This window comes from Meishania litoralis, from assembly GCF_042611095.1.
GTDB classification, from domain to species: domain Bacteria; phylum Bacteroidota; class Bacteroidia; order Flavobacteriales; family Flavobacteriaceae; genus Meishania; species Meishania litoralis.
In genome coordinates this window covers 197,496-215,249 of record NZ_JBHFPV010000004.1, presented here as the reverse complement: position 1 = coordinate 215,249, position 17,754 = coordinate 197,496, and the positions used below count along the sequence as shown (strand labels likewise).

Sequence of the window (17,754 nt, the reverse complement as noted above, 5' to 3'; positions counted from 1 at the left end):
GCCATGCGAACAAGAATCATCTTATTCTTTTTTTGCTTGGGTTACCTGGTCAATGCACAAGACGCCATACATAATTATGGATCAATGCAACTTCATGAATCCGGTGCCGTCGGATTTCATACGGACTTAATAAACGATGGGAGTTTTGATCAGAACAAAGGCCTCATCGGTTTTTATGGGTACGATAGGTCCATGACGGTTTCAGGTGCCTTCGCCCCTGTCTTTTACGACACCGAGATCGTAGTCGACAATGGACTTTATCTCGATACCGGTATCGGGGTCATTAACAATGGCAATTTAATTACCGGAGACGTTGTAACCCCTAGAAACAATACAGATATATTTCCCAACTTCATCGACAATGCCTTTTACGTTGGGGAAAACGATGTTTCCCTTATCGATGGATATGCAGCTATAACCAATAAATCTACATTTACGTTTCCGGTAGGCGACGATGAACGCCTTAGACCGTTGACCATTTCTTCGATGGTAATTAATCCTTTGGTGAAATGCGCATATTTTTATGAAAGCCCGAATACGCCATCGACATTCTCTAAAAGCTATAAGACCTCGAGCAAGGACTCCGAATTTCTGGCGATAAGTGAAAAGGAATTTTGGCACCTAGAAGGTGCGCTGCCCACCACTGTGACACTAACATGGGATGATTGGAGCGATATAAATACTTTTGCCACCTACATAAGTGACATCAAGGTAGTCGGATGGAACAAAAAACAAAAGAAGTGGATAAACCTGGGGAATACCGATGTTCAAGGTGAAATGTCATATGGTTCGGTAACTTCCGAAGAATTTGTTCCGAACGAATATGAAATCATCACACTTGGTGGAAACGATGACAAATTGGAATCATTCTCCACCATTGAATTGGACAACTATTTTATGACCCCAAATGGAGATGGGCAAAACGACTTTCTCGTATTTGACGGAATCGAAAACTCTCCGAACAATACGATCCAAATCTTTGACCGATACGGCGTATTGGTCTATTCCAAAAAGAACTATCAAAATGAGTTCAATGGTGTATCGAACAGAAATTCGGTGATCGGCAGGGAATCAGGCCTGGCCTCAGGAATCTACTTCTACATTATCACCTTTGTCAATCTAAGACAAAAACATCAAGGTTATCTATATATCTCCTCAAAGGTGAAAAACTGATTTTTTACTTTCTACTCCTTCAAAAGCTATTCTTACATTGTCAAAAATTATCGCGAAATAGGTTTATTTCCTTAATTTTAGAACTTCCAACGAACCATCAAAAATTGGCAACCTTTTTGATAGTGTTAAATAAAGTTTCCACAAGGTAAAAAACATCCATGAAGAGAAGATCATTTATTAAGACCGGGGGCATTTCGTTAGTCGCGTTTGGCGCGGCACCCACGCTTTCTTTTTCGCAAATCCAGGAGAATGAATTTAGCATAACGGAACTTATGGGAAAAGCCAATGTCGACCTGTACGGAGAAGGAATAAATCTTCGCAAGCCGGCCCATGATGCATTCTTGGAAATGAAAAAAGCCGCCTACAGCGATGGTATCGACATAAAAATAGTATCGAGTTACAGAGATTTTTACCGCCAAGAGGCCATTTGGGAAGGCAAGTATCAAAGATATACCGATGAAGACGGCATGGAACCCATTGCCGCTATCGACAAGATTATCGAATATTCGACCATACCCGGAACAAGTAGGCATCACTGGGGCACCGATATAGATATTATCGACGGATATCGAAAAACCGAAGGTGATGTGCTCGTACCCGAAAAATTTGAGGCAGGGGGGCCGTTCGAGGATTTAAAAAAATGGATGGATGAAAACTCGAAAAAATTCGATTTTCATTTGGTATATACCGACGACCCAAAAAGAAAAGGGTTCAAATATGAACCATGGCACTATAGCTACGCACCAATTTCGATTCCGATGCTGACGGCATTTCGAAGTAAGAATATACAAGCCTTACTCGAACGCGAAGAATTTATGGGCATAGAACATTTTACGAACGGTTTTGTCAAATCGTATATACGCAATAATATTTTGGATATTAATACTGACCTATTATAACGGTTTTGTATCTTGAACTTCAATACGAACACTAACAAAAATGAGAAGAAGTAGTTGGAAAATCCGTATTCTGATCGGACTTGCCATTGTGGCCTTTGCTTTCATCAAACGTTGCAATAGCAAAGAGACCAATGAGTACACAGGCCGTGTACAAACTATAAACATGACCGCCGAACAAGAAATTGCCATAGGCCTTCAAAGCGCCCCTGAAATGGCCCAACAACATGGCGGACTATACCCTGATGAGCGGTTACAGACCTTTGTAGATGCGGTGGGCAACAAGCTGGTCAACAATAGTATGGCCCGGGAAACCCCATACCAGTACGATTTTCACCTATTGGCCGATGAACGCACCATCAATGCGTTCGCGCTTCCAGGAGGACAGATATTCATCACCTACGCCCTTTTTTCACAACTTAACGAAGCTCAACTAGCGGGGGTCTTGGGCCACGAAATTGGCCATGTTATAGGTAGGCATTCTGCCGAACGCATTGCCGAAAGCGACTTTTGGAGGACCTTGACCATGGGCGCCTCGGTAGGTGGTGACATGGGAGGGCTCGTCAGTGGCATCGGTCAAAACACGCTGCTCAAAAATGGTAGGGGCGATGAGCTCGAAAGTGATGATCTAGGTGTTTTGCTTATGATCCGGTCAGGCTACGATCCACGGGAAATGATAAGAGTGATGGAAATTCTTAAGTCCGCCAGCGGGCCCAATCGCGTTCCAGAATTTCAAAGTACACACCCTGATCCCGAAAATCGGATCGAAAAGATAAAGGAGGCAATCGCAAAGTACGGAGGCTAAGCGCTAAGATTCATATTAAATACTGAACATCGATACTATTGGCCTTTTATCGTATAAACCTGCTTTTTCCTGTTAAAATAAGGCCTTAGAAGTAATTCTTTGCCAATTTTGGCTATATTTGGAAATCCCCGGTCTTTAGTGCCTCAAATTTAACCCTTGTAGCTTTGATTTAAATAATATATGCCGAACCTTGGTTGGGTATTTAAATGAAACTATATGGGAACACTTTTACATTTTAAGAACATCTACACCGAAGCCTTTGAAAATTGTAAGCCCGACATCGTTGTAATGATATTGAAAGCTTACTCGGTTTTTTGTGTATTGATGTTATCTATGGCCGTCTACGCATTTATGTACAGGGCGTTCACAGGATTTGACTTTTAATTGATTTTTTTTGCGCTCTTTTACTTGAACACTATTTAGAGTAGTTAAATTAAAAGTTAAAAACCCGTTCTGAAAAGATTTTGCAGAACGGGTTTTTTGTGTTTACGGCAACCGTAAATCACATGGCAGCCTCAAGAACCGCAAGGGCATCCTGGGCATTTGAAAGCTCGGCATATTTTTTAATGGTATATCCTTTATCGCTACGTATGCTCAAATCGGCCCCATTGGCTATGAGCAATTTTAATATTTCGGCCTTATTGTAGCGTGCCGCGAAAATGGCCGGGGTCATCCCTAAGGATTTCTTGTTCACATCCTCGCCCAAGGCGATCATGCGCTTGACGGTTTCCAAATCTCCCTGCATGATCGCTTTGCAAAACGAGTTTAGCTCAAAGGAACTTGTAACCGTACTTTGTTCAAAAAAATTGTGATTTGGTTTTTGGTCGGCCTTGGCCACCGCGATTACCAACAGACATGCCGTGGCAACCGATACGATTGTTTTTTTCATGATGAACGATTTGTACCTGTCAAGAAACAGGCTGATTGATGAATAAATTTTGATTATTTAAATATAAACTTCTTCTATGCCACTTTGGTAGACCGTTAACAGTTAAATAACTAAAATTTAACAAGGCTCCGCTTTTCAACGTTAAAGAATTAACAATTTATGTGTTATCACCATAAAATAGCATTGTAAAAATCTAGTTTAACTACTCAAATCGGCTTATTTTTGGTCCCTCAATACACGCCAACATGGATAAGAAAGTTATTTTGATGATTCTCGACGGATGGGGTAAATCGCCAGATCCAAAAGTTTCGGCGATCGATCAGGCCGATACGCCCTTTATAGATTCGCTTTATCTGAACTATGCCGATGCGAACCTTCTGACCGATGGTATGAACGTAGGTCTTCCCGAAGGCCAAATGGGCAATAGTGAAGTAGGACACATGAACCTTGGGGCTGGTAGAATCGTTTATCAAGATCTGGCAAAGATAAATTTGGCCGTCAAAGAAAATACCCTAAAAGATGAGGAAGCATTGCAAGAAGCTTTCAAGTATGCCAAAAAAAACAACAAACCAGTTCATTTTTTAGGCCTATTGAGCAATGGCGGGGTGCACAGTCACATCGACCATCTAAAAGGTCTCATTTCGGCCGGAAGCAGTTTTGGGCTGGATAACATGTTCGTGCATGCCTTTACAGACGGTCGTGATGTGGACCCTAAAAGCGGGAAAGGTTTCTTGGAAGACCTCAACACCTTCTGTTCTGATAAGAATGCAAAAATAGCTTCCGTAATCGGTCGTTACTACGCCATGGATCGCGACAAAAGATGGGAACGCATAAAACTTGCCTATGATGTAATGGTCAATGGAATCGGTGAAAAATCGACCGATATTTCCCTAAGCATGCAACAAAGTTATGATAATGGTATTACCGACGAGTTTATCAAACCTATTGTAATGGTCGACCCCAATTCTAGGCCGCTTACAAAAATAGGGGAAGATGATGTGGTTATCTTTTTTAATTTCCGTACAGATCGCGGCAGGGAATTGACCCAAGTGCTCAGCCAAGAAGATATGCATGAACTCAACATGCATAAATTGAACCTTTATTATGTGACTTTGACGAACTATGACGACTCTTTTGAAAAGGTCCATGTGGTTTATGACAAGGAAAACATAAGGGAGACTTTGGGGGAAGTCTTGGAAAAATCAGGAAAAAAACAGATACGTATCGCAGAGACCGAAAAATATCCCCACGTCACCTTTTTCTTCAATGGCGGAAGGGAAATACCGTTCGAAGGTGAACAGCGAATTCTCTGTCCCTCGCCCAAAGTCGCTACCTACGACCTCAAACCTGAAATGAGCGCCTATGAAATACGTGATGCCATCATTCCCGAATTGGAAAAACAAGAGGTGGATTTTGTGTGCTTGAATTTTGCCAACCCCGATATGGTAGGCCATACGGGAGATATGAAGGCGGCCGTCAAAGCCTGTGAAACGGTCGATAACTGTGCAAAATCGGTAATCACCGCCGCCATCGAAAACGGGTATTCCACCCTGGTCATTGCAGACCATGGCAATTGCGATACCATGATAAACCCCGATGGAAGTCCGAATACGGCCCATACTACGAACCCTGTTCCCCTGATATTGGTCGATAAGGACATTAAGGAAATAAAGGATGGTATTTTGGGGGATATCGCACCGACTATCCTCCACTTAATGGGAATTGACCAGCCCAAGGAAATGACATGCCATTCACTAATATGAACTGACCGATCAATACTAAAGTGGTTTTTCAAACGGATAAAATTAGGGGATTGTTTACCTTTACGGGCCTATGGTAAAACTGAAGACCCCGGAAGAAATCGAATTGATGCGCGAGAGTGCCCTTGTGGTTTCCAGGACATTGGGAATGTTGGCCTCTGAAATCAAACCTGGTGTAAATGCCCTATATCTTGATAAATTGGCCGAAGAGTTTATTCGCGAACAGGGCGCCGAACCCGGATTTTTGGGTATGTACGACTTTCCGAATACATTGAATATGAGTCCGAATGCACAAGTTGTGCATGGTATTCCCAATAGTGAACCTCTAAAAGACGGTGATATCATTTCTGTTGATTGCGGTTCGTTAAAAAATGGGTACTATGGCGATCACGCCTATACCTTTGAAGTCGGTGAAGTGGCACCGGAGACGAAAAAACTGTTACAGGTCACCAAAGAATCTTTGTATTTGGGAATACGTGAATTCAAACTAGGTAACCGCGTTGGCGATGTGGCCTATGCCATTCAAAACCATTGTGAGGGCCATGGCTATGGAGTGGTTCGTGAACTTGTGGGGCACGGACTGGGCAAAAAACTGCATGAAGGACCTGAAATGCCCAATTACGGTAAACGGGGAAGGGGAAAAAAGTTCGCCGAAGGTATGGTCGTGGCCATTGAGCCTATGATCAATATGGGGACCAAAAATATCAAACAGCTGAAAGATGGCTGGACCATTTTAACCGCTGACGGCAAACCTAGTGCCCATTTTGAACATAATGTGGCCATTGTCAACGGAAAACCCGAATTGTTATCAACCTTTCAATATATTTATGAAGCCTTGGGTATTGAAAGTGATGAAGAAGATGAATTTCGACAAAAGCAATTGAAGTTGTAGCTTTTCGGCATGAAGAAAATCTTCAAACGCATTCTGAATACCGTTCCAAGACCCATTCTCATTACATTGAGCTATTATGTTCGCCCGATATTGATTTGGTCGTACAAAGGCTCAAATTACATCGACCCCATTGATGGCAAAAAGTTCAAAAGTTTTCTCCCCTACGGATATGAAACGCCTCGTGAAAATGTACTCTCACCCTCTACCCTTTCACTCGAACGGCATCGCCTGTTGTGGCTGTATTTAAAAAATGAGACAAACTTTTTTACCAATACGCTCAAAGTATTGCATTTTGCCCCAGAACAAGCTTTTTACAAACGTTTTCGAAAATTAAAAAACCTTGATTACGTCACTACCGACCTCAATTCTCCACTGGCCGATGTGAAAGCCGATATTTGCAACCTGCCTTTTGAAGATAACTCGTTCGATTTAGTACTATGCAATCATGTATTGGAACATATACCCGAAGATACCAAGGCCATGCACGAATTGTATCGCGTTATGAAACCTAACGGCTGGGGCATATTTCAAATTCCGCAAGATTTGAAACGGGAGAAGACCTTTGAGGATGATTCGATTACCGATAAAAAAGAACGGACCAAAATCTTCGGGCAATACGATCACGTACGCATTTATGGGCGTGATTATTTTGACAAGCTTCGAAATGTCGGATTTAAAGTAGATGAAGTCGACTATACCGCCAAACTTACCCGTGAAGAAATTGAGAAATACCGGTTGGCAAAGGGGGAGATTATTCCGCTCGTCAGAAAATAATGGTGCTATTTTACCACCAAATCCTCAAACCCCTCGGTCATAAATTCTTGGGTCGTTCCGTTTTCGTCGATATAGATGATATATCCTTCCAGTTCCTTTAATTGACTGAGCAGCTTGAACGAATCATCAAGGTCCATCGCCATAAAAGCTGTGGCATAGGCATCGGCCTTGGCGCATGTATTGGCAAGTACCGTAGCGGCCAAGGTATTGCCGTTTTTGGTGAAGCCCGTTTTAGGGTCTATGGTATGTACATATCTTTTACCAGTCGCTTCATCGATCCTGAACTTGCGATAATTACCGGAAGAGGCCAGTGCCCTGTCTTTTAAATAGATCAGTTTTTTCAATTCTCGCGTAACCCCCATTTCGGGATCGTCAATACCCACGACCCAAGACTTATCTTTGATAATGTTTTCTCCCTTGGCTACCAGTTCGCCTCCGACTTCCAAAAGATAGTTTTGAACTCCTTTGGAATCCATCATATGGGCGAGACGGTCGATGGCATACCCCTTTGCTATGGCATTAAAGTCAAAATAGATATTAGGGTTCTCTTTTTCAACGGTCCCATTATCGGTAATACAGACTTTGTCAAAGCCAACAAATTCCAAAAGGCTATCTACCCTAGTGCTGTCCATTGCTATTTGTTCTTCAGGCCCAAAACCCCATGCATTGACCAACGTACCTACCGTCGGGTCAAAATATCCATTGGTTTTCTGATACACATCTTTTGAAAGCACGAACACGTCATCGAACATGGCATCAATGACCAAGGTCGAATCGCCCTTATTTATTTTTGAAATATCGGAATCGGATATGTAGGTCGACAATGATTTATTAATTGCAGCAAAAACGGAATCGATCTCTGTTTTAAAATCCGATTCAGTTTCAGTAATGTAGATCAATCTATAAGAAGTGCCGAGAGCGCCACCTTCACTTACATTTTCTACAGGACCATTATTGAGACTACATCCCATTATGCCAAGTGAAAGAAAAAACACCAAGAATCTACTCATCATCCTTAATTTCTATAAGTCCTTCATAATCTACTATATATGCCTCATTTAAATACACAGGCAACGTTCGGTCATTGGCATTCGAGAGGCCCACACCGGCATAATACGCCTTTGCCTCATGCTTTTCGGCATGCTCTTTCATCTTTGCCATCAAATTTTCATCGTAGTTCTTGGGATCCTCGGGAAAGGACACATTCCTGACCACTATAAAATGAAGTTGTTTCTCTTTGAGACAAACGAATTGCGGATTTTTTTTGGGCTTGCTGTTTACCCCCATAAATTCGTACCCGTCTGCCTCTAATCGCCTACCGACGATATTCATGGCGAGATTATGCAATTCTTGTTGGGTCAGGGGTTTTCCCATTTGATAAACTTAATCCGAAAAAAGCCGACGTTAAAAACATCGGCATTTGTTATTTATGTAGTGGCAAACCAAATCGGGTCCCACCATAATTTTATAGTAAAACCACTATCTACCCTCCAAAATCATCGAAACGTATGTTTTCATCGGGTATCCCGAAATCTTCGCCCATTTTTTGCACCGCTTTGTTCATCAATGGGGGGCCGCAGAAATAAAGCTCTATATCTTCAGGTGCCTCATGGTGGTTGAGATAATTGTCGATAACACAATTGTGGATAAAGCCGACAAAACCATCACCTGGGGCATCGATATTTTCCTTTACCTTCCAGTTATCTTCGGGTAGCGGTTCAGAGAGAGCCAAATAGAATTTGAAATTGGGGAAATCTTTTTCCAGTTGATAAAAATGATCCAGATAGAACAATTCCCTTTTTGAACGCCCACCGTACCAATAGGTAACTTTTCTATTTGTTTTCAAAGTTTTGAAAAGATGGTACAAGTGCGAACGCATCGGGGCCATACCCGCACCTCCGCCAACGTATAGCATCTCGGCTTCTGATTCGTTTATAAAGAATTCTCCATAAGGTCCGGATATAATAACCTTGTCACCCGGTTTTTGCGCAAAAATATAGGAAGATGCCACACCGGGGTTTACATCCATCCATCCATTTTTTGCACGATCCCAGGGCGGGGTAGCGATACGCACGTTGAGCATAATTTCCCTTCCTTCTGCAGGGTAAGATGCCATGGAATAGGCACGCTCAACCGTTTCAGGGTTTTTCATGACCAACGGCCAAAGGTTGAACTTGTCCCACTCGGCCTGAAATTTATCCGGAGTCTCATGTTCTTCAGGGTGGGCAGTAATATCGATATCGGAATATTTGATCTCACAGGGTGGAATCTCAATTTGGATGTAACCCCCCGCCTTGTACCCCATATCTTCAGGTATTTCGACCACAAACTCCTTGATAAAAGAGGCAACATTATAATTTCGGACCACCGTGGCTTCCCATTTCTTGATCCCGAATACTTCTTCGGGAATGGTAATCTCCATATCTTGCTTTACTTTGACCTGACAGGCCAAGCGTGCACCATGATCCAATTCCTTTTTTGAAAAATGGGGCGTTTCGGTAGGTAGGGCCTCTCCCCCACCTGAAAGCACATGACATTCACATTGAATGCACGTTCCGCCACCACCACAGGCAGATGGCAAGAAAATCTTCTGATTGCCAAGGGTGGTCAACAAAGAATTGCCGGATCCTACTTGCACTTTCTTTTCGCCATTGATAGTTATGGTTACGGGACCTGATGGGGACAGCTTTTCTTTGGTGAACAACAATAAGGCCACCAACAGCATGAGCAATGTCAAAAATGCTATTACGGTAATCAGAATGGTACCTCCCGTACTTGCAGCTAAGATCATATTTATTCTTTTATGACATCATTATAGGAAATCTCATTTTCATCGATTTCCTTCTTTAATTCTTTCTCTTTTTCAATTTTCTTGGCGGTAGTATCATCAACGGGAGTCTCGGCGGCATCATCTCCACCTGTCAACATTCCTCCAAAACTTTGAAACCCGATCCCCATCAATCCTGTAATAATGAAGGTGATTCCCAAACCGCGCAGAGGAGCGGGCACATTTGAATAACGTATTTTCTCACGAATAGCCGCAATGGCCAAAATCGCCAAGAACCAACCGATACCCGAACTGATCCCATAGTTGAATGCCAATCCCAAAGTTTCTATCTGTCTGGCCTGCATGAACAAAGAACCTCCCAGAATGGCACAGTTAACCGCTATCAATGGCAAAAAGATCCCGAGGCTATTATATAGCGAAGGTGAAAATTTTTCTACCACGATCTCCACCAATTGTACCATAGTGGCGATAGTGGCGATAAAAAGTATGAACGACAAAAAGCTTAAATCGTAATCGGCATATTCAGGGCCCAACCAAACCAGAGCACCGTCTTGCAACAAATATTTATCGAGCAACCAGTTCAGGGGAACCGTAACCCCGAGCACGAAAATTACCGCCGCGCCCAAACCAACGGCAGTGGCCACCTTTTTCGAAACCGCCAAATATGAACACATTCCCAAGAATACGGCAAATACCATATTGTCTATGAAAATGGATTTGAAAAACAATTCTATATGTTCCAACATGATCGTTTGCTAAAATTCTTAATTAATTTTCTTCGACAAGATCCGGATTTCTTGAACGTTGCACCCAGATTATTATACCTACGACTATCAGTGCGGCAGGAGGAATAATCATAAATCCGTTATTCTCATACCCAGTTGAATACAAACCTGTCTTGGCGATGGGATCTCCGAAAACGGGATATCCGAACAACGTGCCCGATCCCAGCAGTTCTCTAAAGAAACCGACAATAACAAGTATTACCCCATATCCTAAGGCATTGCCGATACCATCTAAGAACGACCTCCATGGACCATTACCCAAGGCAAAAGCCTCGAAACGCCCCATAATAATACAGTTCGTAATAATCAGGCCTACAAAAACGGCCAAAGTCTTGCTCAGCTCATAGGCGAATGCCTTGAGCACTTGATCAACGATGATTACCAAGGTGGCGACCACAATCAATTGCACGATGATCCGAATTTTCGAAGGAATGATATTACGCATCAAGGATATGACCACGTTGCCCAAGCCAAGAACGAAAATAACGGCCAGTGCCATAACGACCGATGCCTTAAGCTCGGCAGTGATCGCCAAGGCGGAACAGATACCCAAAACCTGAATGGTTATGGGGTTATTATCGGCCAACGGATCCAATATTAGATTGGTGTCTTTCTTTGAAAGTAGTGCCATGTTACTTCGTTCTTATGGTTTCTAAATAATCTTTGTATAAAGTGACCGTTTCTTTGATCATTGCAGATACGCCATTGCCGGTTATGGTAGCCCCTGCCAATGCATCGATCTCATTATCATCCTTGACCTTGTTCAATGGGTCGTTGTTACCCTTGACAACGGAAATACCTGAATACCGGTTACCGTTCAAAATGGTCTCCCCCGAAAAATCATCCATGAAATAGCGTTGCTTAATATTGGCTCCCAAACCAGGTGTTTCGCCTTTATGGTCAAAATAAACCCCCTGTACCGTCATTTTGTCGTCTAGCGCAATGAACCCCCAAATAGCATCCCAAAGACCCTTGCCGTACATTGGGATGATATAGAATTTCTTACCGTCTTTTTCACCAATGAAAAGCGGCAATTCTGGAGTCTCGCCTTTTTTGGCCAATGCCAATTGCTTTTTCATATCGATAAGATAGGCTTCGTCATTATTAAGAATTTCATCTCCCTTAATAACCAGTTGCTCTTTGATATACTTATGGAATTCTGCTTCTACTCTATCGGTGGGAACAAAATTCACGCTTCCTTCCCCTTCATTTTCATTGACGCCCATAGCGTAAAGAATGTTCTGTTGTTTTTCGAAACGCTCGTTTTCCTTTATCGCAGGTTTCAGGGCCGATGCCAAAAAGGCCAAGATGGTACCCACCACGATAACCATTATTGCCGCGAATAGTACGGTGTACGTATTTTTTTCAGTATTGATCGCCATAGTTAAACCGTTTCTGCTTTAAGTTCTTTCGCCTCTTGATCGGAATCCTTGGGTAAGACAACTGCATTTTTCAAGCGCTTCATCCTTCTTTTGATATTGCCCCTCACCACGTAATGATCGATGGTAGGTGCAAACACGTTCATTAGAAGAATTGCCAAGAAAACACCTTCGGGGTAAGCGGGGTTGAACACTCGGATCATTACCGACATAAATCCGATTAGAAAACCATAGATCCATTTTCCGCGATTGGTCTGTGCCCCGGTTACTGGATCGGTCGCCATGTATACGATACCGAAGGCTAGGCCACCAACCAATAAATGTTTCCAAAATTCGTAGCTCATCAAGCCGTAAAACTTGCTTGTTTCGGTTATCCAACCCATTTCTACCACCTGGTTGAAAATGAGTCCCATGAACAGCGAACCCAAAACTGCGCTGAGCATTATGCGCCAGCTCGCTATTTTCGAAAATATCAAGAACAAGCCCCCCAGCAGAATCAAGAATGTCGGGGTCTCACCAACGGAACCCGGAATAAAGCCCCAAAAGGCATCCCAGGTGGAATAAGACATTTCAGCGCCCTTGTTCTGTGCCAAAAACCCAAGAACGGTCTCACCAGAAATGGCATCGACATTCGTGGCACCCTCGGCAATCTGATCTGCCCTTTCGCGTGCCCCGTGCACCCAGACCTTGTCGCCACTCATCCAGGTCGGATAAGCAAAGAATAGAAATGCACGAATGGTCAAAGCGGGATTCAAAATATTCATTCCCGTACCCCCGAAAACCTCTTTGCCAATGACCACACCGAATACGACGGCAACGGCCAACATCCATAGTGGTGTGTCAATAGGAACTATAAGCGGAACGAGCATACCAGTAACCAAATAACCCTCTTCAACTTCATGCCCCTTGATTACCGCAAAGATAAATTCCACCAAAAGTCCGACACCATACGAAATGACCAAGAGGGGAAGTACTTTAACAACCCCTATCCAAAAATTATCCCACGTCAAGAAATGTTCGGTCACCGAAAACTCTTGAGGAAAGCCATTAATTGCCGAATAATGCTGATACCCTGCATTGAACATGGAGAAAATCAATACGGGCACAAGTGCCATTATGACCGTATTCATCGTTCGTTTCAAGTCATCGACCGCCCGCACATGTGAGCCGTTGTGCGTAGTCTCATCGGGAGAGAACAAAAAGGTATGGAACGCATTGAAAGCGGGAGCCATTTTTTTGTCACGGTACCGATGTTTAAGTATGTGCAGTCTTTTTTTGAATGTCAGTCTTTTGTCACTCATATTATCCTATTTCTTTATGCAATAGATCTAGTCCCTCGCGAATAATCTTTTGATGCGGTTGTTTCGATACACATATGAACTCGGTTAGCGAAAAATCCTCTGGAGCCACTTCGTAAAGACCCAATTGTTCCATTTCGTCCAAATCTTTGACCATACATGCTTTCAACAATTGCATCGGGTAAATATCCAAAGGAAAGACCTTTTCATACATTCCGGTAACCACGAATGCCCTATGTTCACCGTTTGTATTGGTATTAAGGTCGTACTTCTTGTTCGGTTGCAACCACGAAAAGGTCATGGCCCTAGTTGCGGAAATTTTATTGAAAACCGGTTTGTTCCATCCGAAAAGTTCATAGTCGTCACCTTCGGGTATGCAGCTTACCGTATTGTTATAATAGCCAAGGTGCCCATCTTGACTTGATTTTTTACCTGTGAGCACATCGCCGTTTATGACCCTAAAATTTTCATTGTTCACTCCACTTGCATAAAGAAACGTAGAAATCTCTGTCCCGATTTTGGTGGTGTAATATCTTGGTTGTTTTACCGAAGACCCCACAAGCGCCACTATTCGCTCGCCGTTGAACTTTCCGGTCAACAATAGCTCGCCGATTATGACCAAATCTTGGGCGCTGACCGTCCACACAATCTCACCTTTGTTTATCGGATCGATTTTGTTGATCTGTGTACCGACCAACCCCGAAGGGTGCGGTCCTGAAACTTTGTGCAGCTCAACACCTTTCAATTCGGCAAAAGGCGAAGATGATGACCTTCCAATCGATATATGTACCTTGCCAGGTGTCATTTTTGATAGTGCGTTGATCGCCGCCTGCAATTCTTTTTCTTTTCCTTTCAAGACATAATCAAGATCAGCCGACAATGGGGCCGTATTGGTTCCGGAAATGAAGATTGCTTTGGGAGTACTATCGGGATCTGCAATGATATCGTAAGGTCTTTGCTTGATGAAGGGCCAGCACCCTCCCTTAAGCAAAAATTGCTTTATAGCGGGTATCGAAGCTTTTTCTAGATCCGGTACGGCATGTTCCAAGGTCTCCTGATCTTTATCAGCTAATATTTTCAGCGTAAGAATACGTCTTCTTGCACCTCTTTCTATTTCCACCAGTTCACCACTGACCGGGGAGACGAACAACATACCCTCGCGGTTCTTATTGTAAAAAAGTGCTTCTCCCGCTTTGACTTCGGCACCTTCCTTGACCATCATTTTTGGGGTAATTCCGTGAAAATCTTCAAGATTTAGGGCGTAAACATTACTTAAAACGGCTTTTGAAGTAGTTTGCTCTGCAGCACCGACAAGGTTGATGTTCAAGCCTTTTTTGATCCGGATGTCTTTGGACATATTCTAGTAGACCTTAGGTTATCAAAATTTGGGGCAAAAATAGCATATAAAAGAAAGTTTTCATAATTATTGCCCATAAATTTGGGCAGTACAACGATGATAATTTGTTCGGTATGCTTTTTGTTTACCTTTGCCCCAAATTAGCTTTTAAATGCGCCTAATTCTTAGCAAGGTTTTGTTTCTTTTGTTCGTTCAGGTGTTTTTTGCGCAAGTTCAAGAAGAAGTCGATCCGCCAGAGAACATCAAATCGATTATCTTCAAAGGACCTACGGATGACCAATTTCCGGTAGTAAAGCTCGGCGACCCGATTTACCTTGAATTTGACGATATCACGGCCAAGGAAAGCGATTATTATTATAAAATCGTTCATTGCAATTACGACTGGAAACCCTCAAACCTACTGAAATCGCAATATCTGAATGGCGTGGACAACCAGCGCATAATCGATTACGGCAACAGTTACAATACGCTACAACCTTATTCGAACTATAGATTGACCCTACCCAATAATAATGTAGGTCTAAAGGTTACCGGCAACTATCTATTAGAAGTCTATAACGACAGTTATGACCTACAATTCAGCCGAAGGTTCGTTGTTTACTCTGATGCCGTGAAAGTGGCCGCAACGGTCAAGCGCTCACGTGATTTCGACTTTTTGAACGAAAAGCAAGTGGTACAGTTCAGCATCAATGCTGGCAATTTTCGCTTGGTGAACCCTAAAAAGGAGGTTAAGGTCGCTATCATACAAAATCATTACTGGCCTACAGCCCTTTACAATATTCAACCCCAGTATACCCTTGGCTCTGAATTGGTCTATAAATACGACCAGGAGACCAGCTTTTTTGGTGGCAACGAGTTCTATAACTTCGACACCAAAGACCTTCGCGCCCCGACTTCGGCGATTTCGCACATTGAATTGACCGACATTTATAACCACTATCTTTTTTCAGATCGTTTTCGCTTTGACAGGCCTTATACCTACTATCCTGACATCAATGGCGATTTTGTCGTCCGCACGTTGCAAGGTGATGATATTTCACGCGAAGCCGAGTACACCAATGTGCATTTTAGTCTTCCCTATGAAGAGCAATTGGGCCTTGACGACGTGTACATTTTTGGAAAGTTCAATAATTATGGGCTTAACGATGAAAACAAAATGACCTACAATGAAGATAATGGTATGATGGAAGTCAGCTTAAAAATGAAACAAGGCTTCTACAACTATAAATATGTGATAAAACGCGATGATGGCATTATCGATTTAAATACTATCTGTGGCAACTTTCACTTTACCGAGAACAACTATCTTATTTTAGTGTATTACCGCAATTTCGGAGACCTATACGATAGTATTATCGGGGTCGGCTCTACCAACTCAAGAAGTATTAGCAATTGACGTATATTTATCCCCATTCACGGATAGATGGACGAGAATAAACCAACCATAAAGACTACCGGAAGGTACAAACTTCAATATCGGGGAACGGAATGTACAAATTGTGCCCACCCCCTCGATATGAGCGACAAATATTGCCCCAATTGCTCACAGGCCAATAGCACCAAAAAATTGACGCTTAAGGACTTTTTCGATGAGTTCTTTTCTTCCCTTATCTCCTACGACTCGAAACTTTTGAACACACTTTCGGCGATGCTTTTAAAACCGGGCAAGATTACGAGCGATTACATCAATGGAAAAAGGGTACGATATACAAATCCGTTTCGGTTTCTATTGAGCCTTTCCATAGTATATTTTTTAATGCTCAATATCGGTGGCGATTTTAGCACATTGGATCGTTTTGCGGCTGACAATGAGACTGGAGACTTTAATATGGAAGAGGGCATAATGAACCTAAAGTTGAAAAAAAATGATGTTGGCCAAGACATTGTAACTTCTTTGGATTCCATCCCCGAATTGGAAAAGATCAACGAACAGATCAAAAAGAAGGATTCTTTGATGATTGCAGATCCAAAGGCACATTACGATACCCTTGCACAAAAGGGACTTATAGAACGATTTTTTGACAAAAGGGAACTTTTCGGCACGTTGATAGACAAAAAAGGGGTTCGCGACCTATCGGAAATAACGACCAAATACGATATTCCCACAACTACTGAAAACAAGACAGTCTTTAATGCGGCCAAAAGTATTTCAAAGGCAAAAAAGCGGCCAAGTGAATTCTTCAGCTCACTGATCTCAAAAGTTCCCTTCGCCATATTTTTCTTTTTACCACTCTTCGCACTGTTCATTCAACTGGCGTACATCAGAAAAAAATATAATTATACCGATCATCTCATCTTTAGCTTTCACAATACCTCGGCGTTGATTATCTTGCTCATTATTAGCTATTTGATCGATTCTGTTTTTGGTCTTTCCAGTAACGGTATTTTCTTATTGCTATTTTTGATTTACCTGTTTTTGGCCATGAAAAGATTCTATCGCCAAGGCATTTTTAAAACAGGTGTCAAGTACATGTATTTGAATACGGTTTTTTTTATATTGGCAACGTTTTCAACGCTCCTATTTTTCATTGGAAATATTTTTACATTTTAGAGATAAACTATGATCACACAGGTAACCAAAGGCATAAAGATTTCGGTACAGACCAGTTTTGAAGGCACTTTCTTCAAGAACTATAAGATGCATTTTGCGTTTGGCTATAACATTACCATCGAGAATCAAAGTAAGGATTCGGTGCAATTGACCTCACGCCATTGGGATATCTATGATGCATTGAATGAAATGGAGGCTTTGGATGGCGAAGGGGTGATAGGGAAAAAGCCGGTAATCAAACCCGGAGAGTCACATACTTATAGTTCAGGTTGTCTTTTGGCCTCTCCTATCGGTGCCATGAAAGGTTATTACAACATGGTTAATTTCAGCTCTACTGAAAAGTTCAGGGTTTACATTCCTACCTTCAAGTTCAGTGCGCCCTTTGCATTGAACTAACGACCCTCTTT

Annotated in this window: 19 protein-coding genes; 10 read left to right on the top strand and 9 right to left on the bottom strand. The window is 42.4% G+C overall.

The annotated features are described in order from the left end of the window. Window positions 1–3 precede the first annotated feature (3 nt). From ACEZ3G_RS14585 to ACEZ3G_RS14570, 4 genes are all read left to right on the top strand, one after another. Entirely contained in the window at window positions 4–1,173 is a 1,170-nt protein-coding gene (locus ACEZ3G_RS14585) for a gliding motility-associated C-terminal domain-containing protein (protein WP_432426250.1), read from the top strand. A 158-nt stretch (window positions 1,174–1,331) separates the two neighbouring features. Beyond that, window positions 1,332–2,072, top strand: coding sequence for a M15 family metallopeptidase (locus tag ACEZ3G_RS14580; RefSeq protein ID WP_432426249.1), 741 nt, complete (start codon window positions 1,332–1,334; stop codon window positions 2,070–2,072). 40 nt (window positions 2,073–2,112) lie between these two features. After that, the gene (locus ACEZ3G_RS14575; RefSeq protein WP_432426248.1) at window positions 2,113–2,874 is read left to right on the top strand and encodes a M48 family metalloprotease; all 762 of its coding nucleotides are present in this window, start codon (window positions 2,113–2,115) and stop codon (window positions 2,872–2,874) included. Window positions 2,875–3,090: 216 nt separating this feature from the next. Beyond that, the gene (locus tag ACEZ3G_RS14570) at window positions 3,091–3,258 is read left to right on the top strand and encodes a DUF6747 family protein (protein WP_432426247.1); all 168 of its coding nucleotides are present in this window, start codon (window positions 3,091–3,093) and stop codon (window positions 3,256–3,258) included. Window positions 3,259–3,376: 118 nt separating this feature from the next. On the opposite strand, the gene ACEZ3G_RS14565 is transcribed toward ACEZ3G_RS14570, so the two are convergent. Beyond that, complete coding sequence (locus tag ACEZ3G_RS14565; protein ID WP_432426246.1) at window positions 3,377–3,763, bottom strand: ankyrin repeat domain-containing protein; 387 nt, start codon at window positions 3,761–3,763, stop codon at window positions 3,377–3,379. Window positions 3,764–4,008: 245 nt separating this feature from the next. On the opposite strand from ACEZ3G_RS14565, the gene gpmI reads away from it, so the two are divergent. The 3 genes from gpmI to ACEZ3G_RS14550 all read left to right on the top strand — a co-directional run bounded on the left by gpmI (window position 4,009) and on the right by ACEZ3G_RS14550 (window position 7,189). Further along, entirely contained in the window at window positions 4,009–5,526 is a 1,518-nt protein-coding gene (gene gpmI / locus ACEZ3G_RS14560) for a 2,3-bisphosphoglycerate-independent phosphoglycerate mutase (RefSeq protein WP_432426245.1), read from the top strand. Between the two features lie 70 nt (window positions 5,527–5,596). After that, a complete protein-coding gene (gene map / locus ACEZ3G_RS14555) occupies window positions 5,597–6,415 on the top strand; it encodes a type I methionyl aminopeptidase (RefSeq protein ID WP_432426244.1) in 819 nt (272 codons plus the stop codon). Window positions 6,416–6,424: 9 nt separating this feature from the next. Next, window positions 6,425–7,189 (top strand): class I SAM-dependent methyltransferase, encoded by a 765-nt coding sequence (locus ACEZ3G_RS14550; protein WP_432426243.1) that lies wholly within the window; start codon window positions 6,425–6,427, stop codon window positions 7,187–7,189. Between the two features lie 5 nt (window positions 7,190–7,194). Here the strand turns inward: ACEZ3G_RS14550 and ACEZ3G_RS14545 are convergent, their stop codons facing one another. The 8 genes from ACEZ3G_RS14545 to ACEZ3G_RS14510 form a co-directional block, all read right to left on the bottom strand. Then, the gene (locus ACEZ3G_RS14545) at window positions 7,195–8,202 is read right to left on the bottom strand and encodes an FAD:protein FMN transferase (protein ID WP_432426242.1); all 1,008 of its coding nucleotides are present in this window, start codon (window positions 8,200–8,202) and stop codon (window positions 7,195–7,197) included. Next, window positions 8,192–8,563 (bottom strand): Na(+)-translocating NADH-quinone reductase subunit F, encoded by a 372-nt coding sequence (locus ACEZ3G_RS14540; protein WP_432426241.1) that lies wholly within the window; start codon window positions 8,561–8,563, stop codon window positions 8,192–8,194. Before ACEZ3G_RS14540 ends, ACEZ3G_RS14545 begins: the two co-directional genes overlap by 11 nt. A 109-nt stretch (window positions 8,564–8,672) precedes the next feature. Then, a complete protein-coding gene (nqrF, locus tag ACEZ3G_RS14535) occupies window positions 8,673–9,980 on the bottom strand; it encodes an NADH:ubiquinone reductase (Na(+)-transporting) subunit F (protein ID WP_432426240.1) in 1,308 nt (435 codons plus the stop codon). Window positions 9,981–9,982: 2 nt separating this feature from the next. Continuing rightward, complete coding sequence (gene nqrE, locus ACEZ3G_RS14530) at window positions 9,983–10,723, bottom strand: NADH:ubiquinone reductase (Na(+)-transporting) subunit E (RefSeq protein ID WP_432426239.1); 741 nt, start codon at window positions 10,721–10,723, stop codon at window positions 9,983–9,985. 22 nt (window positions 10,724–10,745) lie between these two features. Continuing rightward, the gene (locus ACEZ3G_RS14525; RefSeq protein ID WP_432426238.1) at window positions 10,746–11,393 is read right to left on the bottom strand and encodes an NADH:ubiquinone reductase (Na(+)-transporting) subunit D; all 648 of its coding nucleotides are present in this window, start codon (window positions 11,391–11,393) and stop codon (window positions 10,746–10,748) included. A gap of 1 nt (window position 11,394) precedes the next feature. Further along, on the bottom strand, window positions 11,395–12,144 hold the full coding sequence (locus ACEZ3G_RS14520; protein WP_432426237.1) for a Na(+)-translocating NADH-quinone reductase subunit C: 750 nt from the start codon (window positions 12,142–12,144) through the stop codon (window positions 11,395–11,397). 2 nt (window positions 12,145–12,146) lie between these two features. Next, window positions 12,147–13,442, bottom strand: a complete 1,296-nt coding sequence (locus ACEZ3G_RS14515) for an NADH:ubiquinone reductase (Na(+)-transporting) subunit B (RefSeq protein ID WP_432426236.1) — start codon at window positions 13,440–13,442, stop codon at window positions 12,147–12,149. 1 nt (window position 13,443) lies between these two features. Continuing rightward, a complete protein-coding gene (locus ACEZ3G_RS14510; RefSeq protein ID WP_432426235.1) occupies window positions 13,444–14,796 on the bottom strand; it encodes a Na(+)-translocating NADH-quinone reductase subunit A in 1,353 nt (450 codons plus the stop codon). Between the two features lie 151 nt (window positions 14,797–14,947). Between ACEZ3G_RS14510 and ACEZ3G_RS14505 the strand changes: the two genes are divergently transcribed. Genes ACEZ3G_RS14505 through apaG form a run of 3 tightly spaced genes read left to right on the top strand, consistent with a single transcriptional unit; the run spans window position 14,948 to window position 17,743 of the window. Then, window positions 14,948–16,192: a type IX secretion system plug protein gene (locus ACEZ3G_RS14505; RefSeq protein WP_432426234.1), complete on the top strand. Its 1,245-nt coding sequence runs from the start codon at window positions 14,948–14,950 to the stop codon at window positions 16,190–16,192. Between the two features lie 27 nt (window positions 16,193–16,219). Continuing rightward, complete coding sequence (locus ACEZ3G_RS14500; RefSeq protein WP_432426233.1) at window positions 16,220–17,347, top strand: DUF3667 domain-containing protein; 1,128 nt, start codon at window positions 16,220–16,222, stop codon at window positions 17,345–17,347. Window positions 17,348–17,356: 9 nt separating this feature from the next. Continuing rightward, window positions 17,357–17,743, top strand: coding sequence for a Co2+/Mg2+ efflux protein ApaG (gene apaG / locus ACEZ3G_RS14495; RefSeq protein WP_432426232.1), 387 nt, complete (start codon window positions 17,357–17,359; stop codon window positions 17,741–17,743). The last annotated feature ends 11 nt before the right edge of the window (window positions 17,744–17,754 follow it).